This is a genomic window from Virgisporangium ochraceum, from assembly GCF_016863655.1.
Classification (GTDB): Bacteria; Actinomycetota; Actinomycetes; order Mycobacteriales; family Micromonosporaceae; genus Virgisporangium; species Virgisporangium ochraceum.
Map to the genome: position 1 here is coordinate 46,228 of NZ_BOPH01000098.1, position 18,089 is coordinate 64,316.

General features: G+C 74.5%; 22 protein-coding genes, 1 tRNA gene and 1 pseudogene. 11 read left to right on the forward strand and 13 right to left on the reverse strand.

Annotation, left to right across the window (positions count from 1 at the left end; translation table 11 throughout):
- Positions 1 to 13 precede the first annotated feature (13 nt).
- The 3 genes and pseudogenes from Voc01_RS54795 to Voc01_RS35820 all read right to left on the reverse strand — a co-directional run.
- A pseudogene (locus Voc01_RS54795) lies at positions 14 to 328 on the reverse strand (DUF2809 domain-containing protein); the annotation flags it as partial.
- 31 nt (positions 329 to 359) lie between these two features.
- The gene (locus tag Voc01_RS35815) at positions 360 to 1,214 is read right to left on the reverse strand and encodes an alpha/beta fold hydrolase (RefSeq protein WP_203932095.1); all 855 of its coding nucleotides are present in this window, start codon (positions 1,212 to 1,214) and stop codon (positions 360 to 362) included.
- A 24-nt stretch (positions 1,215 to 1,238) separates the two neighbouring features.
- The gene (locus tag Voc01_RS35820; protein WP_203932096.1) at positions 1,239 to 1,616 is read right to left on the reverse strand and encodes a VOC family protein; all 378 of its coding nucleotides are present in this window, start codon (positions 1,614 to 1,616) and stop codon (positions 1,239 to 1,241) included.
- Between the two features lie 56 nt (positions 1,617 to 1,672).
- Between Voc01_RS35820 and Voc01_RS35825 the strand changes: the two genes are divergently transcribed.
- The gene (locus Voc01_RS35825; RefSeq protein ID WP_203932097.1) at positions 1,673 to 2,335 is read left to right on the forward strand and encodes a TetR/AcrR family transcriptional regulator; all 663 of its coding nucleotides are present in this window, start codon (positions 1,673 to 1,675) and stop codon (positions 2,333 to 2,335) included.
- 79 nt (positions 2,336 to 2,414) lie between these two features.
- Complete coding sequence (locus Voc01_RS35830) at positions 2,415 to 3,356, forward strand: SDR family NAD(P)-dependent oxidoreductase (protein ID WP_203932098.1); 942 nt, start codon at positions 2,415 to 2,417, stop codon at positions 3,354 to 3,356.
- On the opposite strand, the gene Voc01_RS35835 is transcribed toward Voc01_RS35830, so the two are convergent.
- Together Voc01_RS35835 and Voc01_RS35840 are read right to left on the reverse strand one after the other, a co-directional pair.
- The gene (locus Voc01_RS35835; RefSeq protein WP_203932099.1) at positions 3,340 to 3,552 is read right to left on the reverse strand and encodes a hypothetical protein; all 213 of its coding nucleotides are present in this window, start codon (positions 3,550 to 3,552) and stop codon (positions 3,340 to 3,342) included. The two genes, Voc01_RS35830 and Voc01_RS35835, sit on opposite strands and share 17 nt — an antisense overlap.
- A 38-nt stretch (positions 3,553 to 3,590) precedes the next feature.
- Positions 3,591 to 5,552 carry an AfsR/SARP family transcriptional regulator gene (locus Voc01_RS35840; RefSeq protein WP_239160712.1) on the reverse strand — a complete coding sequence of 654 codons (1,962 nt, stop codon included), beginning with the start codon at positions 5,550 to 5,552 and terminating at the stop codon, positions 3,591 to 3,593.
- 59 nt (positions 5,553 to 5,611) lie between these two features.
- On the opposite strand from Voc01_RS35840, the gene Voc01_RS35845 reads away from it, so the two are divergent.
- Complete coding sequence (locus Voc01_RS35845; RefSeq protein WP_203932100.1) at positions 5,612 to 6,463, forward strand: alpha/beta fold hydrolase; 852 nt, start codon at positions 5,612 to 5,614, stop codon at positions 6,461 to 6,463.
- Here Voc01_RS35845 and Voc01_RS35850 read toward each other — a convergent pair whose 3' ends face one another.
- The gene (locus Voc01_RS35850) at positions 6,464 to 7,468 is read right to left on the reverse strand and encodes a hypothetical protein (protein WP_203932101.1); all 1,005 of its coding nucleotides are present in this window, start codon (positions 7,466 to 7,468) and stop codon (positions 6,464 to 6,466) included. It abuts the gene before it with no gap.
- Positions 7,469 to 7,519: 51 nt separating this feature from the next.
- Here Voc01_RS35850 and Voc01_RS35855 point away from each other — a divergent pair, with 51 nt between their 5' ends.
- Both Voc01_RS35855 and Voc01_RS35860 read left to right on the forward strand, forming a co-directional pair.
- A complete protein-coding gene (locus tag Voc01_RS35855; protein ID WP_203932102.1) occupies positions 7,520 to 7,819 on the forward strand; it encodes a hypothetical protein in 300 nt (99 codons plus the stop codon).
- 38 nt (positions 7,820 to 7,857) lie between these two features.
- Positions 7,858 to 8,790, forward strand: a complete 933-nt coding sequence (locus Voc01_RS35860) for a hypothetical protein (protein ID WP_203932103.1) — start codon at positions 7,858 to 7,860, stop codon at positions 8,788 to 8,790.
- On the opposite strand, the gene Voc01_RS35865 is transcribed toward Voc01_RS35860, so the two are convergent.
- Positions 8,780 to 9,166, reverse strand: coding sequence for a tautomerase family protein (locus Voc01_RS35865; protein ID WP_203932104.1), 387 nt, complete (start codon positions 9,164 to 9,166; stop codon positions 8,780 to 8,782). The genes Voc01_RS35860 and Voc01_RS35865 overlap by 11 nt on opposite strands.
- A gap of 69 nt (positions 9,167 to 9,235) precedes the next feature.
- On the opposite strand from Voc01_RS35865, the gene Voc01_RS35870 reads away from it, so the two are divergent.
- Positions 9,236 to 9,703, forward strand: a complete 468-nt coding sequence (locus Voc01_RS35870) for a MarR family transcriptional regulator (protein ID WP_203932105.1) — start codon at positions 9,236 to 9,238, stop codon at positions 9,701 to 9,703.
- A 78-nt stretch (positions 9,704 to 9,781) separates the two neighbouring features.
- Here the strand turns inward: Voc01_RS35870 and Voc01_RS35875 are convergent, their stop codons facing one another.
- Entirely contained in the window at positions 9,782 to 10,354 is a 573-nt protein-coding gene (locus tag Voc01_RS35875; protein WP_203932106.1) for a hypothetical protein, read from the reverse strand.
- Between the two features lie 35 nt (positions 10,355 to 10,389).
- Here Voc01_RS35875 and Voc01_RS35880 point away from each other — a divergent pair, with 35 nt between their 5' ends.
- Entirely contained in the window at positions 10,390 to 10,728 is a 339-nt protein-coding gene (locus tag Voc01_RS35880) for a hypothetical protein (protein ID WP_203932107.1), read from the forward strand.
- 235 nt (positions 10,729 to 10,963) lie between these two features.
- Here the strand turns inward: Voc01_RS35880 and Voc01_RS35885 are convergent, their stop codons facing one another.
- From Voc01_RS35885 to Voc01_RS35895, 3 genes are read right to left on the reverse strand one after another with little or no spacing between them, the layout of a single operon-like run.
- A complete protein-coding gene (locus Voc01_RS35885) occupies positions 10,964 to 12,139 on the reverse strand; it encodes a cytochrome P450 (RefSeq protein ID WP_203932108.1) in 1,176 nt (391 codons plus the stop codon).
- 41 nt (positions 12,140 to 12,180) lie between these two features.
- Complete coding sequence (locus tag Voc01_RS35890) at positions 12,181 to 12,483, reverse strand: VOC family protein (RefSeq protein ID WP_307781603.1); 303 nt, start codon at positions 12,481 to 12,483, stop codon at positions 12,181 to 12,183.
- Between the two features lie 47 nt (positions 12,484 to 12,530).
- Positions 12,531 to 12,875: a cupin domain-containing protein gene (locus Voc01_RS35895; protein WP_203932109.1), complete on the reverse strand. Its 345-nt coding sequence runs from the start codon at positions 12,873 to 12,875 to the stop codon at positions 12,531 to 12,533.
- Positions 12,876 to 12,936: 61 nt separating this feature from the next.
- On the opposite strand from Voc01_RS35895, the gene Voc01_RS35900 reads away from it, so the two are divergent.
- Positions 12,937 to 13,569: a TetR/AcrR family transcriptional regulator gene (locus Voc01_RS35900; protein WP_203932110.1), complete on the forward strand. Its 633-nt coding sequence runs from the start codon at positions 12,937 to 12,939 to the stop codon at positions 13,567 to 13,569.
- A 54-nt stretch (positions 13,570 to 13,623) separates the two neighbouring features.
- A tRNA-OTHER gene (locus Voc01_RS35905) sits at positions 13,624 to 13,746 on the forward strand.
- A gap of 10 nt (positions 13,747 to 13,756) precedes the next feature.
- On the opposite strand, the gene Voc01_RS35910 is transcribed toward Voc01_RS35905, so the two are convergent.
- Together Voc01_RS35910 and Voc01_RS35915 are read right to left on the reverse strand one after the other, a co-directional pair.
- Positions 13,757 to 15,754 (reverse strand): arabinofuranosyltransferase, encoded by a 1,998-nt coding sequence (locus Voc01_RS35910; RefSeq protein ID WP_203932111.1) that lies wholly within the window; start codon positions 15,752 to 15,754, stop codon positions 13,757 to 13,759.
- Positions 15,755 to 15,878: 124 nt separating this feature from the next.
- On the reverse strand, positions 15,879 to 16,499 hold the full coding sequence (locus Voc01_RS35915) for a GntR family transcriptional regulator (protein ID WP_239160713.1): 621 nt from the start codon (positions 16,497 to 16,499) through the stop codon (positions 15,879 to 15,881).
- Positions 16,500 to 16,677: 178 nt separating this feature from the next.
- Here Voc01_RS35915 and Voc01_RS35920 point away from each other — a divergent pair, with 178 nt between their 5' ends.
- Together Voc01_RS35920 and Voc01_RS35925 are read left to right on the forward strand one after the other, a co-directional pair.
- The gene (locus tag Voc01_RS35920) at positions 16,678 to 17,373 is read left to right on the forward strand and encodes an alpha/beta fold hydrolase (protein WP_203932113.1); all 696 of its coding nucleotides are present in this window, start codon (positions 16,678 to 16,680) and stop codon (positions 17,371 to 17,373) included.
- Between the two features lie 62 nt (positions 17,374 to 17,435).
- Entirely contained in the window at positions 17,436 to 18,086 is a 651-nt protein-coding gene (locus Voc01_RS35925; RefSeq protein ID WP_203932114.1) for a trimeric intracellular cation channel family protein, read from the forward strand.
- Positions 18,087 to 18,089: the final 3 nt, after the last annotated feature.

Here is an 18,089-nt window from a genome sequence, read left to right on the forward strand (position 1 = left end):
CGAGCACCAGCCGCGCCGCCACGCTGCGCGCGGCGAGGTCGGCGGGGACGCCGGTCAGCTGGAAGCACTCCATCGCCCAGCACCAGGCCAGGGCGAGGCCACCGGCGACCACCGGCGACCAGCGTGGCCGCACGAACAGCGCGCCGGCGTAGCACATCGAGGCGTACAACGCGGTCCCCGAGTACTGCTCCAGCCGGCCGGCACCCTCCACCGCGCCGGGCGTCACCGCGCGCACCAGCAACGCCACCCCGAGAAACCCGGCCGCGGCGGCGAGCATCAGCAACCGGAACCCGGCGAGGCGCGGGCGGCGGAGGCGGGGACGGCGCATGGGGAACCATTCTCGCCGACGCCCGGGCGGGTCATGAGCGGACGGTGACCGCGCCCGCGATGACGGCCGCGACCAGGTCGGCCAGCTCCGCGGTGTGGGTCAGCGGCATCAGGTGGTTGGCGCCGGCGACCGTCGCGACGGTGGCGGTCGGGGTCAGGTCGGCCAGGTGGGCGACCAGGCGGTGGACCAGCGGCGGGCTGTCGCCGCCCCGCACCAGCAGCACCGGCGCGGCGAGGCGGGCGAGGCCGGCCCGGTCGAGGGTCCACGCGGCGACCGCGGGGATCTCGCCGGCGAAGAAGGGCGCGCACCGGTTCTCCGCGTGCTCGAGCACGCCGGGGCCGAGGGTGTCGGCCACGACGCGGCGGTAGTGGGGTCCGCAGACCGCCGCCATGAACGTGTCGAACGCGGTGGGCAGGTCGCCGCGGGCGGTGGCCTCCATCACGGCGCCGATCATCGGGCCGAGCGTGGTCCGGAGGAGGTCGACGTCGGCGGGTGCCGCGAGGGTGTCGAGCAGCGGCGGTTCGCACAGGGTCACCGAGTGGACCAGGTGCGGGTGGTCGAGCGCGAACTGCAGGCCGATCGTCGCACCCGACGAGTACGCGACCACGTGGACGGGTCCGGCGTCGAGGTGGCGCAGGAGCGCCGCGACGTGCCCGGCGTGGTCGGCGACGCTCAGCCCGGGGGTCATCGGCGCGTCGGTGTACCCGGCGCGGACCATGCGGACCACGCGGTGGCCGGCGAGCGCGGGCGCGGCGGCGAGCGGGGTGAGCCAGTCGGCGAGGCCGCCGCCGTGGATCAGCAGGACGGTCGGGCCGGTGCCGCCGGAGTCGGTGTAGGCGACCTCGGCGGTGCCGGCCTGCCAGAGGGTGATGGTCGTTCCGGTCATCGTGGTTCTCCTTCGTTCGGGGGTTCAGTCGGCGTAGAGGCGGATCTCGATACCGTCGGGGTCGTGGAGGCCGACGAGGACCGAGCCGCCCCTGTGCCCGGTCACCACGCCGCCGTGCGGCTGACCGAGGTCCTCCAGCCGGCGGGCCCAGACCTCGACGGCCTCGCGCGTCGGCACGGCGAGCGCGACGGCGTCGAAGCCGGCCAGCGCGGCGGCGCGCGCCGCGTCGCGGCGCAGCGCCAGGCGGACGGACCCGGTGTCGTCGCCGAGCGCCAGGCCCTCGACGACGCCGTCCTCGACGAACTCGATCTCGACCCGCAGGCCGAGCACCGACGTGTACCAGTGCCGGCTGCGGTCGAGGTCGGAGACCGGCAGCTTGACGTGATGGAAGCCCGAGAGCATCGCCCGGCCTTTCGTTAGAGTCGCTTCTAGTGAGTTACTAGAGTAGGCTCTAGTGAATGGCGGACGTAGTCAAGCGGGTGAAGAAACCCGACACCCCGCCGGGCGGGTCGCGGGCCGAACGCGCGCGGGCCACCCGGCGGCGCATCGTCGCGGCGGCCGCCGAGCTGTTCGTGACGCGCGGCTACGGGGCGACGCTGCTCGACGATGTGGCCGAGCGGGCCGGGGTCGCGGTGCAGACCGTGTACTTCCACTTCACCAACAAGCGCACGCTGCTCAAGCACGTGATGGACACGGCCGCCGTCGGTGACGACGAGCCCGTCCCGGTGATGGAGCGCCCGTGGGCGGTGCAGATCCAGCGGGAGGTCGACCCGCGGCGGATCATCGACCTGTGGGTGGCCGGCGGACGCGACATCCTGGAGCGCATCGCACCGCTCATGCGGGTGATGCGCGGAGCCACCGGCACCGACCCGGAGCTCGCCGCCCAGTGGGCCACCAACCAGGACCAGACCCGCGCCGCCCACACCATGCTCGTCCGGCTGCTCGCCGACCGCGGCGCCCTGCGACCGGACCTCGACCTCGAGCGGGCCCGCGACATCGCGTTCGTCGTCAGCAACGTCGAGACATACCTGCAGTTCACCGACGTCTGCGGCTGGACCCCCGACGAGTGGCGGGAGCACACCGTCGGGATCCTCGCCGGCGCGCTCCTCGCCGACGGCTGACAACAGGCGCCGGCCGACAACCGACGCAACGGCGGTTGGCGTACCCGGCCCCGGGTAGGCGACCGCCGTGGTCGGACGAGTGGTGGTGGTGACAGGCGCGTCGAGCGGGATCGGACGCGCGTCGGCGGAGCGGTTCGCGTCCCGGGGCGACCGGCTCGTCCTCGCCGCCCGCGGCGAGGACGCGTTGCTGGCGGTCGCGGCGCGGTGCCGGTCCGCCGGTGCCGAGGTCGTGACCAGGGTGACCGACGTGACCGACCGCGACGCGGTACGGGCCCTGGCCGACACCGCCGTGGACCGGTTCGGCGGCATCGACGTGTGGGTCGACACGGCCGCGGTCATGGCGTACGGGCGGTTCGAGGACGTGCCCGCCCCCGTGTTCGACAGGGTCGTGACGACCAACCTGATCGGTGCCGCCAACGTGGCCCGCGAGGCGCTGCGCGTCTTCCGGACGCGGCAGCGGGGCACGCTGATCCTCGGCAGCTCCCTGCTGAGCCGGATCGCGGTTCCGTACGTCGGCGCCTACGTCTCCAGCAAGTGGGGCCACCGCGCGCTGGCCCGGGTCCTGCGGCAGGAGACCCGCGACGCGCCCGACATCCACGTGTGCCTGGTCTCGCCGGGCAGCGTCAACACGCCGATCTACCGCAGCGCCGCCAACTACGCCGGCCGGGTGGGGCGACCGCCACCGCCGGTCGACGCGTCGGCCAAGGTCGCCGCCGCGGTGGTCCGCCTCGCGGACCGGCCCCGCCCGGAACGGTCGGTCGGGCTCGCCAACGGCCTGATCCGCTTCGGCTTCACCGCGATGCCACCGGTGTACGACCTGCTGGTCGGTCCGCTGATGCGGGTGGGCGGGCTGTCCCGCGAGGAGGTCGCGGGCCACGACGGCAACGTGTTCGGGCCCGGCCCGCGCCACGACGACGAGGGGGAGTGGGGCCGGCACTGGCTCCGCGCGGTGGCGGTCGGCGCCGTCGCCGCCGGGGTGGGCGCCGCGGCCGTCGTCGCCCGAACTAGGCGACGAGCCTGAAGGTGTCCGCCTCGACGGTGGACAGCTGCGGGCACGTCGACTCCCCGACGGGGCACGTCTGTTCGGGCGCGGCGGCGGCCTCGGCCAGCTCCGGGGCGAACCCGCACGCCAGAAGCGCGAGGACGGCCGCGTACCAGGCGGCCGTCACCGCGAGGGGACGCCCGACCGGTACGGGCTCGAGCGCGTCCCCGGTCATGCCCCGGCAGCGTAGCGGCCGGGGTCACGGCCCGACCGTCAGGCGCCGTCGAGGAGGTCGAGCTGGTGCGCGACCGGGCCGAACGTGAGCAGCCCGCTGCCCGCGCCGGCCCACTCGCCCACCGCCGGGGCCAGCGCGTCCCGGGCCCGGGCCATCGCGGCGCGGTCACCGGCGGCCGTCGCGGCGCGGGCGACCAGCGTCCACAGCGCCTCGGCGAGCAGGTCGGCCGGCGGGTCCGGGATGTCCGCGGGCGCGGTGCCGCCGGGGTCGAGCACCGGGCGGACCCACGGCTCGTACGGGCCGTAGTCGGCACCGTCGTCGTCGAGGGGGAGGCCGCGGCGCGTCCGCAGGCCGAGCAGGGCCAGGGCGAGGAGACCGTCGTGCAGGCCGGGCATGCCGGCCCGCTCCGACCCGTACGCCGCCGTACGGTACGCGCGTTCGGCCTCGGCGTCCGGCACCCGCTCGGCGACGTCGGCGCGCAGCGCCCGGTACCACGCCGTGAACACGCCGGCGAGCGGCAGGTCGTGGCGCCGGCCGAGGTCGTCGACGGCGTCGGCGTGCCGGTCGGCGCCCGCGACGTCGACGACCGCCGCGTGGGCCTGCAGGCGGATCAGGTGACCGAGCACCTCGACGGTCGGCAGGCCGTGCCGGGTCGCCAGCGCGACGAGCTCGGCGCCGATCGCGTCGCGTGCCGCGGATCGACCGGTGCGGTGACAGCTCTGCATGAAGACGCCGTTGAGCGCGAACGCCAGCAGCGCGGGGTCGTCGAGGTCGCGGGCGAGCTCCTCGGCCCGGCGGGCGCACTCCAGCGGCCGGGGGTCGCGGGTGCCGCGCGACTCCAGCGCGACCGTGGCGAGCAGCCGGGCGCGGGCCGGGCGGTGTCCGGTCTCCGGTAGGGCGGCCAACGCCCGTTCGGCGGCCGCCACGACGCCGGCCGCCTGTGCCGGGTCGTCGGAGCGGGTCCAGATCGCGGGGACGTCGTAGGCGCCGATCACCCGCGCGGTCAGCTCCGGGTCGCCGAGCTGCTCGGCGGCGGCGACCGCCGCCGCGCGCTGCTCCCGGGCGACCCGCAGCCCGTCGGGACCGGTGACCGCGAGCGTGCGCAGCAGCGCGACCGCCGACTCCAGCCGGACCCGCGACCCGCCGGCAAGCCGGGCGTGCGCCGAGGCGGTGCGGGCCCACACCTCCTCGGCGTCGTCGGCCGTGGACGCGGTGGCGGGTGCGCCGGGCGCCGGACGGTCGAGGCGCGGCGCCTGGCGCAGGATGTCGGTCTCCAGGGTGCGCAGCTCCGGCCCCGGATCGACGCCGAGCTGCCCGGCCAGCAGCGCCCGCGCCCGGCGCAGCACCGCCAGCGCGTCGCCCTGGCGCCGGCCGCGGTACAGGGCCAGCGCGAGCAGCCGCCACCCCTCCTCCCGCCACGGCGACGCGGTGACGTGCGCGTCCAGGTCGGCGACGGCCGCGTCCGGGGTGCCCAGGTCGAGCTGGGCCCGAGCCCGCCGCTCCACGGCCAGCAGGCGCAGCTCGGTGAGCCGGGCCCGGTCGGCACGGGCCCAGGCGGCGTCGGGGAGGTCGGCGTACGCCGGTCCGCGCCACCAGGCCAGCGCCTCGTCGAGCAGGGCGAGCACCGCCGGCGGGTCGGCCGTCGCGGTGTCGGCGACGGTGCGTTCGAACCGCCACGCGTCCACGTCGTCCGGGTCGGCCAGCAGGGCGTAGCCGGCTCCGCGGGTCACCAGGAGGTGGGCCGGCGCCCGCGGTGGGCGTCCCGGCTCGACCGCGCGGCGCAGGGCCGCGACGAACGTACGGACCGCGCCCACCGCGCCCTCCGGCGGCGACACCCACAGGTCGTCGACGAGGTCGGTGACGGGGACGACGCGCCGGCGGGCGACCAGCAGCCGCGCCAGCACGGACCGGTGCATCGGGCCCCGGAGCGCGACCGGCTCCCCGGCCGCCGTGTGCGCGGTGACCGGCCCGAGCACGCCGAACCGGATGCGCACCGTCACCGCCGCCACGCTACAGCGGTGCTCATCGGCTGCTCATCGGGATCGGCGACAGTCGGGCCATGACCTTCGAGTACCTGCGCGTCCCCGTCGCCGACGGGGTGGAACTGCACACCGCGGTCGCCGGCTCCGGCCGTCCCGTCGTGTTGTTGCACGGGTTTCCGCAGACCCACCTGATGTGGCGGCACGTGGCCGCGGACCTCGCCGCCGACCACACCGTGATCTGCCCGGACCTGCGCGGCTACGGCGCGAGCGACAAGCCGGAGGGCGACTACTCCAAGCGCACGATGGCCGCCGACATCGTGGCGCTCGCCGCGGCGCTGGGCCACGACCGGTTCGCGCTCGCCGGCCACGACCGCGGCGCGCTGGTCGCGATCCGCGCCGGCCTCGACCATCCCGACCGGGTGACCCACCTGGCCTCCCTCGACGTGCTGCCGACCCTGGACATGTGGGACGTGCTGCACGGCGTCAGCGCCGCGGTGGGCTTCCACCTGTACCTGATGGCGCAGCCGCCGGGCCTGCCGGAGCGGATGATCGCCGCGTCGTCCGACGAGTTCTTCGGCCACTTCCTCGACCTGTGGACCAACGACCCGGCCGCGATCCCGCCCGACGTGCGCGCCGCCTACCTCGACGCGTGCCGTGGCGCGGTGCCGTCGATCGTCGCCGACTACCGCGCGTCGGCCGGCATCGACGTCGAGTACGACACCGCCGACCGCGACGCCGGCCGGACCCTGGCGATGCCCGTGACCGTCCTGCAGCAGGACTGGGGCTCGATGCTGGGCTTCGACGCGGTGGCGCTGTGGCGGGCGTGGGCGCCGGACCTGCGCCACGTTCCCGTGCGGTGCGGGCACTTCATGGCCGAGGAGGCGCCGGAGCTCGTGGTGAAAGAGCTCCGGGACCTGCTGGAGCGCTGACTACGGCTGGAACGGATCCCAGTGGACGGCGTACCGCAGCAGCGACCGGGCCAGGTCCGGATGGGCGGCGGCCCACCGGGTGTCGAAGAGGAACCACTGGTCGTAGCCGAAGAAATCGTCGATGTACCGGGCGACCTGGACCAGGTGCGGGTCGACCCGCACCAGCGACGCGCCCCTCTCCGCGTCCGCGGGCCCGCCTGTGCCGGGCCCGGGTGGGTCAGCGGGCCTGCCGGGTTCGGGCGCGTAGCCGGAAAGGCTCGCGTAGCGCCGCATGGCCGGTTCCAGGTCGCCGTCGTGGGGGGCGACCAGGTCCCGCAGCAGCCGGACCTCGTGCGGCCAGCGGGCCACCGGCGCGGTCCGGAGGTGGCCGGCCAGGTCAGGCAGCGCCACGCCGGGGAAGGACACGGCGCCGGCCAGGTCGAGGGTGCGGCCGGTGTCCGGGGCGTCCCAGCCGAGGCGCACCGAGAAGGTCGTCTCCGGACCGGTCACGCCCAGCCGGACCGTCCGCACCGGCACGGTCGGCCGGAACTCCGCGCCGGGCCCGGCGGCACCGCCGGCGCCGTCGGCCCCGTGGGCACCGTAGGCATCGCCGGGCAGCGGCCACGTGTCGTGGACCAGGAACGCCAGCCGGTCGGGCAGGGCGGCCACCGCCTCGTCGTCGACGAAGTAGTAGGCGAGGTCGACCTCGTCGTCGTCGGTGCGTACCCGCAGCGCGTGCGCACCGAGCCGGATGTGGTCGGTGACGTCGTCGGCCTCCACGTACAGGTGCCGGTGCAGCAGGTCGCGGAGCTCGTCGACGGTTGCCGGCGGTGGCAGGCGCCGCGCCCGCGCCTCCTCGAAGACGGAGTCCAGCCCGTAGACATCGCCGAGCTCCGCGTCGATACGTTCACGCGGGTCGGCCATGTCCCAGTGGTCACGGAACCAGTCGAGCACGCTGACACCGGGAACGGTCACCACGCGCTTGCTGAGCGGTTCCTGGTCGCGCCACCGGCATACGAGGTACATCCGGCAACTCTAGGGAGCTACGATCCGGCTCGCGTCGTCCGAGGGGGAAAAATGGGTCTGGACAAGGTGGCCGCGCGCCGGCTCGCCGACGAGCACCTCGCCCGGTGGCGGGCCGGCACGACCTACGCCGAACTGGCCCACCGCGACGAGCACTCGTCCTCCGACGACAGCGAGGTCACCGATGGCGGCGTCACGTACCGGGTCAGCCGCACGGTCTGGCGGGAGAGCGGCGACCGCGCCTACACCATGTCGGTGACGGTGAGCGAGGCGCGGCGGCGCGGCCTGTTCCGGTCGTCGGTCATCCGCACCGGCCGCATGCATCCGGACGGCTCCTACACCGACGAGGTCTGACCGGCGGCCTGGCGCGCGGATGCCATCATGCTGTGGCTGTGCGGACGATGCGATGGGCGGTTCCCGGCCCGGCGGCGGTGACGGTGTGGCTGCTGGTCACGGTCGTGGCGCCGTTGGTGTCCTTCGAGTTCACCCACCTGTGGGAGGAGGACCAGGACGCGACCCCGGCCGCGATGTGGGCCCTCGCCTCGACGCCGCTGGTCGCGTTCCTGACAGCGGTGCCCGCGGCGCGGCGGCCCGGCGCCCGGGCGGTGTTGGTCCTCGTCGGCGCGACCGTCAGCGGATGGGTGCTGCTCGCCGTCGCGCTCGCCGGCTGGTCCTGGATCGTTCCGCTCGACGGTGACCTCGACGTGTTCGCCGTGGCCGCGCCCGCGGCGGTGCTGTCGGTGGTCGGCGCGCTGCCCGGGTACGGCGTCGGCCGGTTGCTGCCGGCGCCGACCCGCCGTCCCGTGCTCGGCTACGTGCTCGGCCCCGTCGTCGCCGTGGTCGGGGCCGTGCTCGCCCCGTACGTGCTCGGCCTCGGCGCGGAGGACAGCACGGCCACGTACCCGTTCACCGGCGGGTACGGCGGCGGTGACGAACCGGCGGTCCTGCCGGCGGCCGGCCGGTACGCGATCCTCGGGTACGACACCGCGCCGTTGCGCCCCGACTGCCGGGTCAGCGGCCCCGGCGTCGGCGCCCGGCGGGCCGACCCGGTGACCGCCCGGCCGGCCGACTACGAGGGCTCCGCCGACAGCGGCGTGACGTGGGTGGCGACCTTCGCGGTCCCGGAACCGGGCTCCTACACGGTGACGTGCGGCGGCGACTGGGGATTCACGGTCGGTGACCTGCCGCGGGTCCGCGGGGCGGTCGGGTCGGTGATCCACTGGCCGCTCGCGGTCCTCCTGCTGCTCGGCGCGCTGCCGGGGTTGGCGATCGTCGCGAACACGGTCCGCCGCCGGCGGCGCGATCCGGTTCCCGCTACGACGTGACGACCGCGCCGCCGAGGCCGGTACGCCCGGCCGGAGTGGCGACGAACTCGACGAGGACGCCCGCGCGGACCCGCTCGCCGAGCACCTCCACCACGGCGTCGGTGACGCCGGCGACCAGGCGGGCCACGATCGCGTCGGCGTCGGGCCGGCCGAACACCGACTCCCGGATGCCGAACGTGACGGCGGGGGAGGGCGCCGCGGCGGGCACGCCGCCGACCCCCCACCGGTGCGGCGGCACGCCGACCAGGTGCACGTCCACGGTGCCGCGGGCCCACTCGCCGTAGACGGCGACGACCGCGTCGGTCAGCGTCCGGATCAGCGCCGTCTCGTTCCCGGCGAGGTCGCTCTCCACGACGCGGACGCTGAGGTGCGGCATACGATCCCCCGGAGACAGGTTTGACAGCAAACTATCTTTGCAAACAAAGGTATTTGGGGGGTCGACGGGATGTCAACCACCGACGACACGGTCCGGGAGCTGCTCCTGGTGATGCCGAGGCTGGTCGGCCGCGTCAAACGGCTGCCGCCGCCCGAGGAGCTGCGGTCCTTCGACCTGGCGCCGCGGCACCTGTCGATGCTGTCGTTGCTCCTGCTCGACGGCCCGCTGACCGTCTCCGAGCTGGCCGGCATGCTCGGCGTGGCACCGACCACGGTGAGCCTGCTCGTGGGTGACCTCAGCCGCAAGGGCGTCCTGGTACGCCGCGAGGACGACGCCGACCGGCGTCGCCGCATCGTCGACATCAGCCCGGCCAGCCGGCCCGCGATCGAGCGGTGGCTGTCACCCGGAGCGCGCGCCTGGCGGCGGGCACTGGAGCCGCTGACCCCGGACCAGCGGCGGATGTTCGTCGACGTCCTGCTCCGGTACGAGGACGCGGTGGGGAATCCCGACCGTCCGGGACCGGCCGCTCCGCGGTGACCAATGTCGTCGTGGGCGTCGTGGCCGACCCCGCGGCGGCGGTCGCCCGCGCCCGTGACGCCGGCACGGGCTCCGGCGTCACCCGCGGTGGCGGCGGCGTTCGATCTGCCGGTCGACGTCGGGGTCCCACTGCGCGGCGTTCCAGTCGTCGGCGGTCGGCTGCGCGGCCAGCGGCGACGACGTGTCGCCCCCGGAGACGAGGTCGTACCGGTCGGCGGCGTACGGGCGGTCGGGCGCGGTCCGCCCGCGGACCCACGCGCGGGTGTGCAGCACCCCGGCGACGAGCAGCGCGGAACCGAGCACGCGCGGGGCCGCCGCCGCGTAGACCCCGCCGGGCACGACGAAGCCGGCGGCGAACAGCACGAGGAACGCGCCGACACCCCAGTAGCCGAGGTGCCCGTGGCCCGGCGAGCCGTGCTCGCGGGTCTGCCGCACGGCCTGCCAGACCCAGAACGGCACCGTGATCGCGAGCCCGAGCAGCGTGCCGAGCACCAGCAGCCCGAGGCCCACCCCGACCCCGGTCATCGCGGTGACCATCCGCGGTGCGGGCGCCGCGTCGACGGCGTCGACATACACCGCCGAGCCCAGCACGGCCACGGCGAACGCCACGGCGAACCCGACCACCCGTCTCGTCGCGACATACCACTGCATGGATGCCCCCTCGAATCGGTGGACAACGATACGTGGTGTCGGCCACTCGACGGTCCGGGATTTTCCGCGGAGGCATCTACCTCGTCGGTGCGTTCCGCCCGTGGACCCGCCTGACCGACCCGGCCGCGCTGACCCGGCTGTTCCACGACGGCGGCGCCGCCACCCCGACCGTGGAGGCCGAGGACGGCACGCATCCGCTCGCCGACCCGGACGACTGGTGGAAGATCGTGCTCGGCACCGGGTACCGCGCCACGGTCGAGCGGCTCGGCGCGGCGGCGGCACGGCGGGTCCGCGCGGCGAGCGTCGGCCACCTGCGGTCACACGGGGTCGCCGAACTGCGGACGAACGTCGTCTACGCCCGGGCCCGGAGGTAGCCGGCGGGTCACCCGCGCGCGTCGCGGATGCCGCGCAGGATGTCCGCCTGGGCCACCGACCCGCCACGCACGTGGAGGCTGGCGCGGGCGGCCGCTCCTGGTCCCACCGGAAGTCGAACTCACGGCGGAACCGCATCCGGTCGGTGACCGCGGTGGCCGTCAACGCACCGACCGCCCCGAGTACGACGCCCGAGCAGGGGAAGCAGCTGGTCGAGACCGGAGGGCAGGCGTGACGCTAGCGCGCCGCGTACCCGATGGGGAGAGTCAGGGGGCCGTAGACCGCCTCCGTCGGTGGGAGCCACGTCGCCGGGGCGGCCGCACGCGGGTCCCGGATCCGTTGTGCCAGGCGGGGAAGCGCCTCGGCGAGCTCGACCCGGGCGAGCGCCGCGCCGAGACAGTAGTGGATGCCGCCGCCGAAGGTCAGGTGCGGGGTGCGGCGGCGCGTGATGTCGAGGGTGTCGGGACGGTCGAAGACCGCACCGTCGCGGTTGGCCGAACCGGTGACGGGCAGCACGCAGCTGCCCGCGGGCAGCGTCAGACCGTTCAGCTCGACGTCGACCTTCGCCACCCGGGGGACGCCGAGCAGCGCCGACGGGCTGTGCCGCACCACCTCCTCGGCGGCGCCGGCGGCGAGGTCCGGCCGCTCGGCCAGCAGCCGCCACTGGTCGGGGTGGTCGAGGAACGCGGCCATCGCGGTGCCGAGCTGGTGCTGCACCGTCCCCTGCCCGGCCGACATGAGCGTCACGACCATCGCCCGCAGCTCGACGTCGGTCAGGTCCTGTGTGGACACGAGCGCGCTGAGAAGGTCGTCGCGGGGTGCGGCGCGCCGCTCGGCGAGCAGGCCGTCGAGGAACAGGTCCAGGTTCCGCAGCGCGGCCTCGATGCGCGCGCGGTGGTCGGTGACGCTGAACCCGAAGATGAGACCGACGTCGGCGGTCCACCGTTGCAGGTCCTCCCGCCGCTCCTCCGGGATCCCGACGAACCGGTACAGCACGCGCTGCGCGAGCGGCTCGGCGAAGGCGGCGACGAAGTCGCACTCCTCCCGCGCGGCCAGGTCGTCGACGAGCCCGTCGGCGATGGCCGCCACCGTCGGCCGGAACGCCTCGACGCGGCGGGTGGTGAACGCGGCGTTCACGATCCTGCGCACGCGGGCGTGCGCGTCGCCGTCGGCGTTGAGGAGGAAGCCGCGCATGGTGTCGACGAGCGGCCCGTCGGTGATCCCCTGCAGGGCGAGGAAGTCGGCGCCGGGCGTGCGCAGGTCGCGCATGGACAGCAGCGTCTGCACCTCGCGGTAGCGCAGCACCGCCGTACCGATCGCGGTGGTGGCGTACCAGTCCTCGTTCCTGAGGCGGGCCAGCTCCGCGTACGGGTCGGTGCGGAAGGCAGGCCCGTACAGGTCGAGATCGCCCATGCGGTCACCATAAGGCGCGGTCGCGGCCGCGCCGCGACCGTTCAGCCTTCGGGGTGACGCCCGACCCAGGTGGCCACGCACGCCTCGTAGCCCTCGGCGTCGGCCAGCACCCACCACGCCGGCGCGTGCGCGTCGGAGACCAGCCGGCCCCCGGCGGCGAGGGCGGCGGCGACGCGGTCGCCGGCCAGGTCGTGCGGCACGGCGACGTCGACGTGCAGGCGGTTGCGGTGCGGTCGCGGCGCGTCCATCGGTTGCGGGCTGAGGTGGGGACCGCGACGCGCCGGGTCGCGTCGGGACAGGAACACGGTGACGCCGGCGGGTCGCAGGTCGACGTTGAGCTGCACGCGTGGAACTCCGTGCGGTCAGCCGGTCCGTCATTCCGGTGAAGGTACTACGGGACGTCCGGACCCAGCGGCGTCCGCGTGGCCGGTGCTCCCGCCGGCTCCTTCAGCTCCACGAAGATCGTGTGGGTGCCGCTGTCGCCGATGTTCTCGCCGCGGTGCTCCTGTGCGCCGACCCAGCGGGCCTCGCCGGCGGGCAGGTCGACGTCGACGCTCCGGTCGCCGGCGGACACCCGGCGGCGGAAGGCGCTGAGCGTGACCATCACGCTGTCGGGGTGGCGGTGCGCGTTCGTGCGGTCGCCGGGCCGGTCGCGGTACTCGAGGACGCGCACGCGGTCGTTCTCGAACACCACCGTGTAGAAGTCCGGGTCGGTGATGCAGGGATCGTGGGTCATGGTGGACGTCCTTCCCTTCATGGGACTGCAGTCCCATATGGGATCACGGTACCATGACGGGGTGGCGACGCCGTACGAGTCGACCGGCCGGACGGCCCAGAAGTCACGCACCCGACAGGCGCTCGTCGCCGCGACCCGTGACCTGCTGGCCGAGGGCCACACGCCGAAGGTCGAGGACGCCGCCGAACGGTCCGGCATCTCCCGGACCACCGCCTACCGCTACTTCCCCAACCAGCGCAGCCTGCTGCTGGCCGCCCACCCGGCCATCTCGCCCGACACGCTGCTGCCGGCCGACGCGCCCACCGACCTGCGGGCCCGCCTCGACCTGTTCATGGCCGAGTTCACCCGCTACAACCTGACCTGGGAACCGCAGCTGCGCACGTCGCTGCGGCTGTCGCTGGAGCCGGCCACTGGGCCGGGCACTGGGCCGGGCACTGGGCCGGGCACTGGGCCGGGCACTGGGCGGCCGGTGCTGCGCCGGGGACGCGCGATCGGCTGGGTCGCCGACGCCCTGGCGCCGCTGCGGCACAGCCACCCGCACGTCGACGTCGACCGGCTCGCGGTCGCGATCCGCTCCGCCACCGGCATCGAGACGCTGATCTGGCTCATCGACATCGCCGGCTACACCCGAGAGGAGGCGGCCGTCACGGTGGCGGCGACCGCACACGCCCTGGTCGACGCCGCCACGTCGTGAGCTCGCGCCGGAATCCCGGTGCGGCGCCGGTTCGGCGCGTGCGAGGATCTGCGCGGGTCGCTAGCTCAAATGGATAGAGCGTCTGGCTTAGCGCGTCCGCTTCCCGCTCCGGCGGTCATGGACGTGCTTCCTTCTCTATGGATCAGAAGGTTCGGGGTTCGAGTCCCCGGCGACCCACGGTCTCCACTCAGGTGCGCCGGACCGCCACGACGTAGTCGCCGACGGTGGTGGAGTCGAAGTACGTGTCGTCGATCGCCGCGGCCGGCAGGCACAGCTCCCGGACGGCGTAGGCGTTGGGCCAGTTCTCGTCGTGGAACCGGAACCGCAGGCAGCCCTCCCGGCGCTGCAGCACGATCACGTCGATGCGGTCGTACGGGTTGTTGACCATCGCGTTGGCGAACTGGTCGGGCCACGGCACCGACTGCAGCCACTCCAGCACGGCGACGCGGCCGCGGAACTGGGCGGTCGGGTGCGAGTAGGCGAAGGAGTACTCGACGTACCCGTAGTACGGGTAGAAGACGTACAGGTCCTGGCGGTCGCTGAGCACCACCGGGTGGCCGGAGCCGCGGTACCGCTCCTCGATGGCCCGGCGCAGGTCCTCGGCCGGAGGGAGCCGGCGCTCCGCGTCGGGAGTGCCGGTGGCGTGCCGCGGCATGGTGCCGTCGGGCAGCGGCGTGTCGTGCGCCGCCGGGGTCAGGTCGCTGTCGAGGATCGCGCCCACATAGCGGTCCGCCGCGAGCAGGCACAGCCCGGCGACCAGCACCGCCGTCAGCCGCTGGACCCGGACCCGGTCGAAGCGCCGCCGGGCCCACGCGGCCAGCCGGTGCACCGCCAGGACCGCCGCGCAGACGAGGACCAGCGGCACCAGGTCGCGCATCTTGAAGCTCAACAGCGGCACATCGATCATGATCATGAGGTAGCCGGCCGCGTGCCAGACGTACAGCCCGGCGAGGAACACCAGCAGCGACCGCGACAGCTCCTCCCGCGCCGTCCAGACCAGGTACACCAGGCCGAGCAGGCACACCGCCCCGAGCACGGTCGGCTGGAACATCGGCAGGGGCAGGTCGGCGAAGTCGCTCTGGAACCACCGGTTGTTCATCGGCCGGTAGTCGGCCGCGGTCAGGATGTCGTACACCAGCGGCGCCCAGAACGGCGCCGACCCGACGAACGTGACCCCGAGGACGACGGCCGCCCGCCGCACCCGCACCCAGGTCAGCCGCCCGTACCGCAGCTCCACCGGCACGAGGATCGCGGCGACGACGACGCAGACGAACAGGTAGTAGTAGTACGTGGTGAACATCAGCGCGCCGACCAGCCCGAGCACCACCGGGTGCAGCGGCCGCGCGTCGGCGCGGCGCACGCCGTGGAACGCCTGCACCCACCACGGCACGACCGTCACCATGACGACCAGCGCGTACGGCTCGTACACCACGATGCCCGTGGTCAGCGTCGCCACCGCCATGAAGGCCGCCACCCGGTCGGACACGATCCGCTTCCACAGCCAGTAGGCCAGCAGCGGCGCCACGAACGCGCCGACGATCTCGCCCACCTTCACCATGTGCCAGGCCGGCACGTCGAACAGCGCCGCCGCCCGGCCCTCGAGCCACGGGAACAGCGGCGCGTAGTAGGCGTGCAGTCCCTTGTAGAAGTAGTCGGCGCTGTGCCACGTGTCGGCGAAGCGCGTCACCGCCTGCATGCGGAACGACTGGTCGCTGTCCCACAGCCCGGCCAGGCCGTACGGGGTGCCGCGCAGCGCGCTCGTCACCGTCGCCGCGCTGAGCGCCGCGACCGCCGCGACGACCACGTCGGCGTCCCACCGCGCGTCGCGGCGCACCGCCCGCACCACCGCGAGCGCCGTGACGAGCACCAGGACCAGTTGGAACGTGCGCAGCTCGTACCGGGCGAGGCTCCCGTAGCGGGTCACCGAGGTGTCGACGGAGCCCACCACCCAGGCCAGCGCCGCTCCGGCCGCGACCGCGGCCAGCAGGGTGACCGGCCGCCGCCACCGCGCGGTCGCGGGAGACGGATCGACGGCCTCCGCCGGCGTCGACTCCTCGGCGGCGGGCTGCTCCGGGGCCGGTGGTTCCGTCGTCAGGTTCTCCGCCGTCGGCCGGTCGGCATCGGGCGCGTCGTCGCGATCCCGCCCGTCGGTGCCCCCGGTGACGGCGGAATGGGTCGTAGACACGCTGGCGAGCCTCCCCCATGAGTGGCCAGAAGCGCATCCTATGCGTCGACGCCCGTCGACATGGTCCCGCACCACCGTCGATGCCCCGCCACCGTCCATCATGGACGGTCGACCGCCGGGTGGGTCAGCCGTCACCGGCCGGCAGGGTGTGCCAGATGTCGAACGCCATCGACGCGGCCGCGCGCGCGTCCCCGGCCGCGATGAGGTCGATCAGCCGCGTGTGCAGGTCGACGGACGCGTGCCCGTCGGTGCTGAAGCGCAGCCGCTCCGCGCGGCGCACCAGCGGATCGAACTGGTCGAGGACGGTCTCGACCGCCGTATTGCCCAGCGCGGTCACCGGGATCCGGTGGATCTCGTCGTCGGCGTCGAGGGCCGCGCCGATGTCTCCCGCGTCCACCGCCGCGGCGAACCGGCGGTTGGCGTCGCGCATGCGCGCGATGTCGTCCTCGCTCAGCCGGCCCGCGGTCTGGCGGACGGCCAGTTCGTGCATGGCGGCGACGACGTCGCGGGCGTCCTGCACGGCCGTCGCGTCGATGGTGCTCACCCGCGTCGACCGGCCCGGCAGCGCGACCACCAGGCCGCTGGCCGCGAGGCGCAGCAGGGCCTCGCGCACCGGGGTGCGGCTGACCCCCAGCCACTCCGCGAGCTCACCGTCCTTCAACTGCTCTCCGGGGAGGAAGGTGCAGTCGACGATGGCGTCGCGCAGGCGCCGGTAGACGTCGTCGCGCAGGAGGGAGCGGTCCACGGCCCGACCGCCCGAGGGAATCGGCATGCAACATATTGCACATACCTCGCCCGCTCACACAAATCGATGGACCCCTTGCCTGTGCGTGCTGCACGCAATATATTGCATGCAGCGCCGGTGGAAGTCGCCCATCGACGGGCGGCAGGAAGGCCGGCGCGGCACAGGGAGGAAGAGCGTCATGGCGCAGGAGATCAGGAACATCGTGCTCGTGCACGGCGCGTTCGCCGACGGTTCGGGCTGGCGCGGCGTGTACGACAGGCTCACGGCCCAGGGCTACCGGGTCACGGTCGTGCAGAATCCGCTCACCTCGCTCGAGGACGACGTCGCGGCGACCACGCGGGTGCTCGACCGGCAGGACGGCCCGACGATCCTGGTCGGCCACTCCTGGGGCGGCACGGTCATCACCGAGGCGGGGGTCCACCCGGCCGTCGCCGGGCTGGTCTACGTGTCGGCGCTGGCACCCGACGCCGGCGAGACCACCGCCCAGCAGTACGAGGGGTTCGCCGCGACGCCCGACTTCGTCATCGACGTCGTCGACGGGTTCGGGTACCTCGACCCCGCGACGTTCAAGGCCGGGTTCGCGGCCGACGCCAGCGACGCCGAGGCCGCCTTCCTCCGCGACTCGCAGGTCCCCATCAACATGGCGGTGTTCGGGACGCCCGTGAAGAACGCCGCGTGGCGCGACAAGCCGAGCTGGGCGGTGATCGCGACGGAGGACAGGGCGTTCGACCAGGCCATGCTGCAGCACATGGCCAAGCGCATCGACGCCACGGTCACGAACGTGTCCGCCAGCCACGCCCTGTACGTGACGCAGGCCGGCACCGTCTCCGACGTGATCGCCACCGCCGCGCGGACCGCCGGCTCCACCCGCTGACCACCGCCGGGCCGGCCCGCACGTGTCGTGGGGCCGGCCCCGGCCTCCCGGAGGGTGACCGCATGTCGTTCCAGGTGGCGCTGTGGATCGAGCTTCTCGCCGCGGGACTCGGTGGCCTGCAGGGCGCGCTGTTCGCGGCGGGGGAGCGGCACCGCCGCATCGACGTGCTCGGCGTCATCGTCATCGGGCTCGCCGTGTCGCTCGGGGGGAGCCTGCTGCGCGACATCGTCCTCGACCGGCCGCCCGTCGTGGTCTGGGAGAACTGGTACCTGCTGGTCGCCGGCGCGTCGGCCGTGCTGGGCATGGCGCTGCAACCGCTGCTCGCGCGCGCGGACCTGCTGATCACCGTGCTCGACGCGGTCGTCATGGGGCTGTTCGGCGCGATCGGTGCCTCGAAGGCGCTGTCCCTCGGGGTCGGCGCGGTCGGCGCGGTGGTCGTCGGGGTGGTCGGAGCCATCGGCGGCGGCATGCTGCGCGACGTCATCATGGGGCTGCCGATCTCGTTCCTCCACGTCGGCACGCTCTACGCGGTGGCCGCCGGCGCCGGCGCCGCCACGCTCGTCCTGCTCACCGGGCTCGGCACACCGACCCCGGTCGCGGGGGTCGTCTGCCTGGTGGTGACCGCGTCGGTGCGGCTGTCCGCCGTCGTCTTCGGCTGGACCTTCCCGGAGCAGCGTGCGGTGCGGCCGCGGGGCTCCCACCGCTCCGGCTGACGG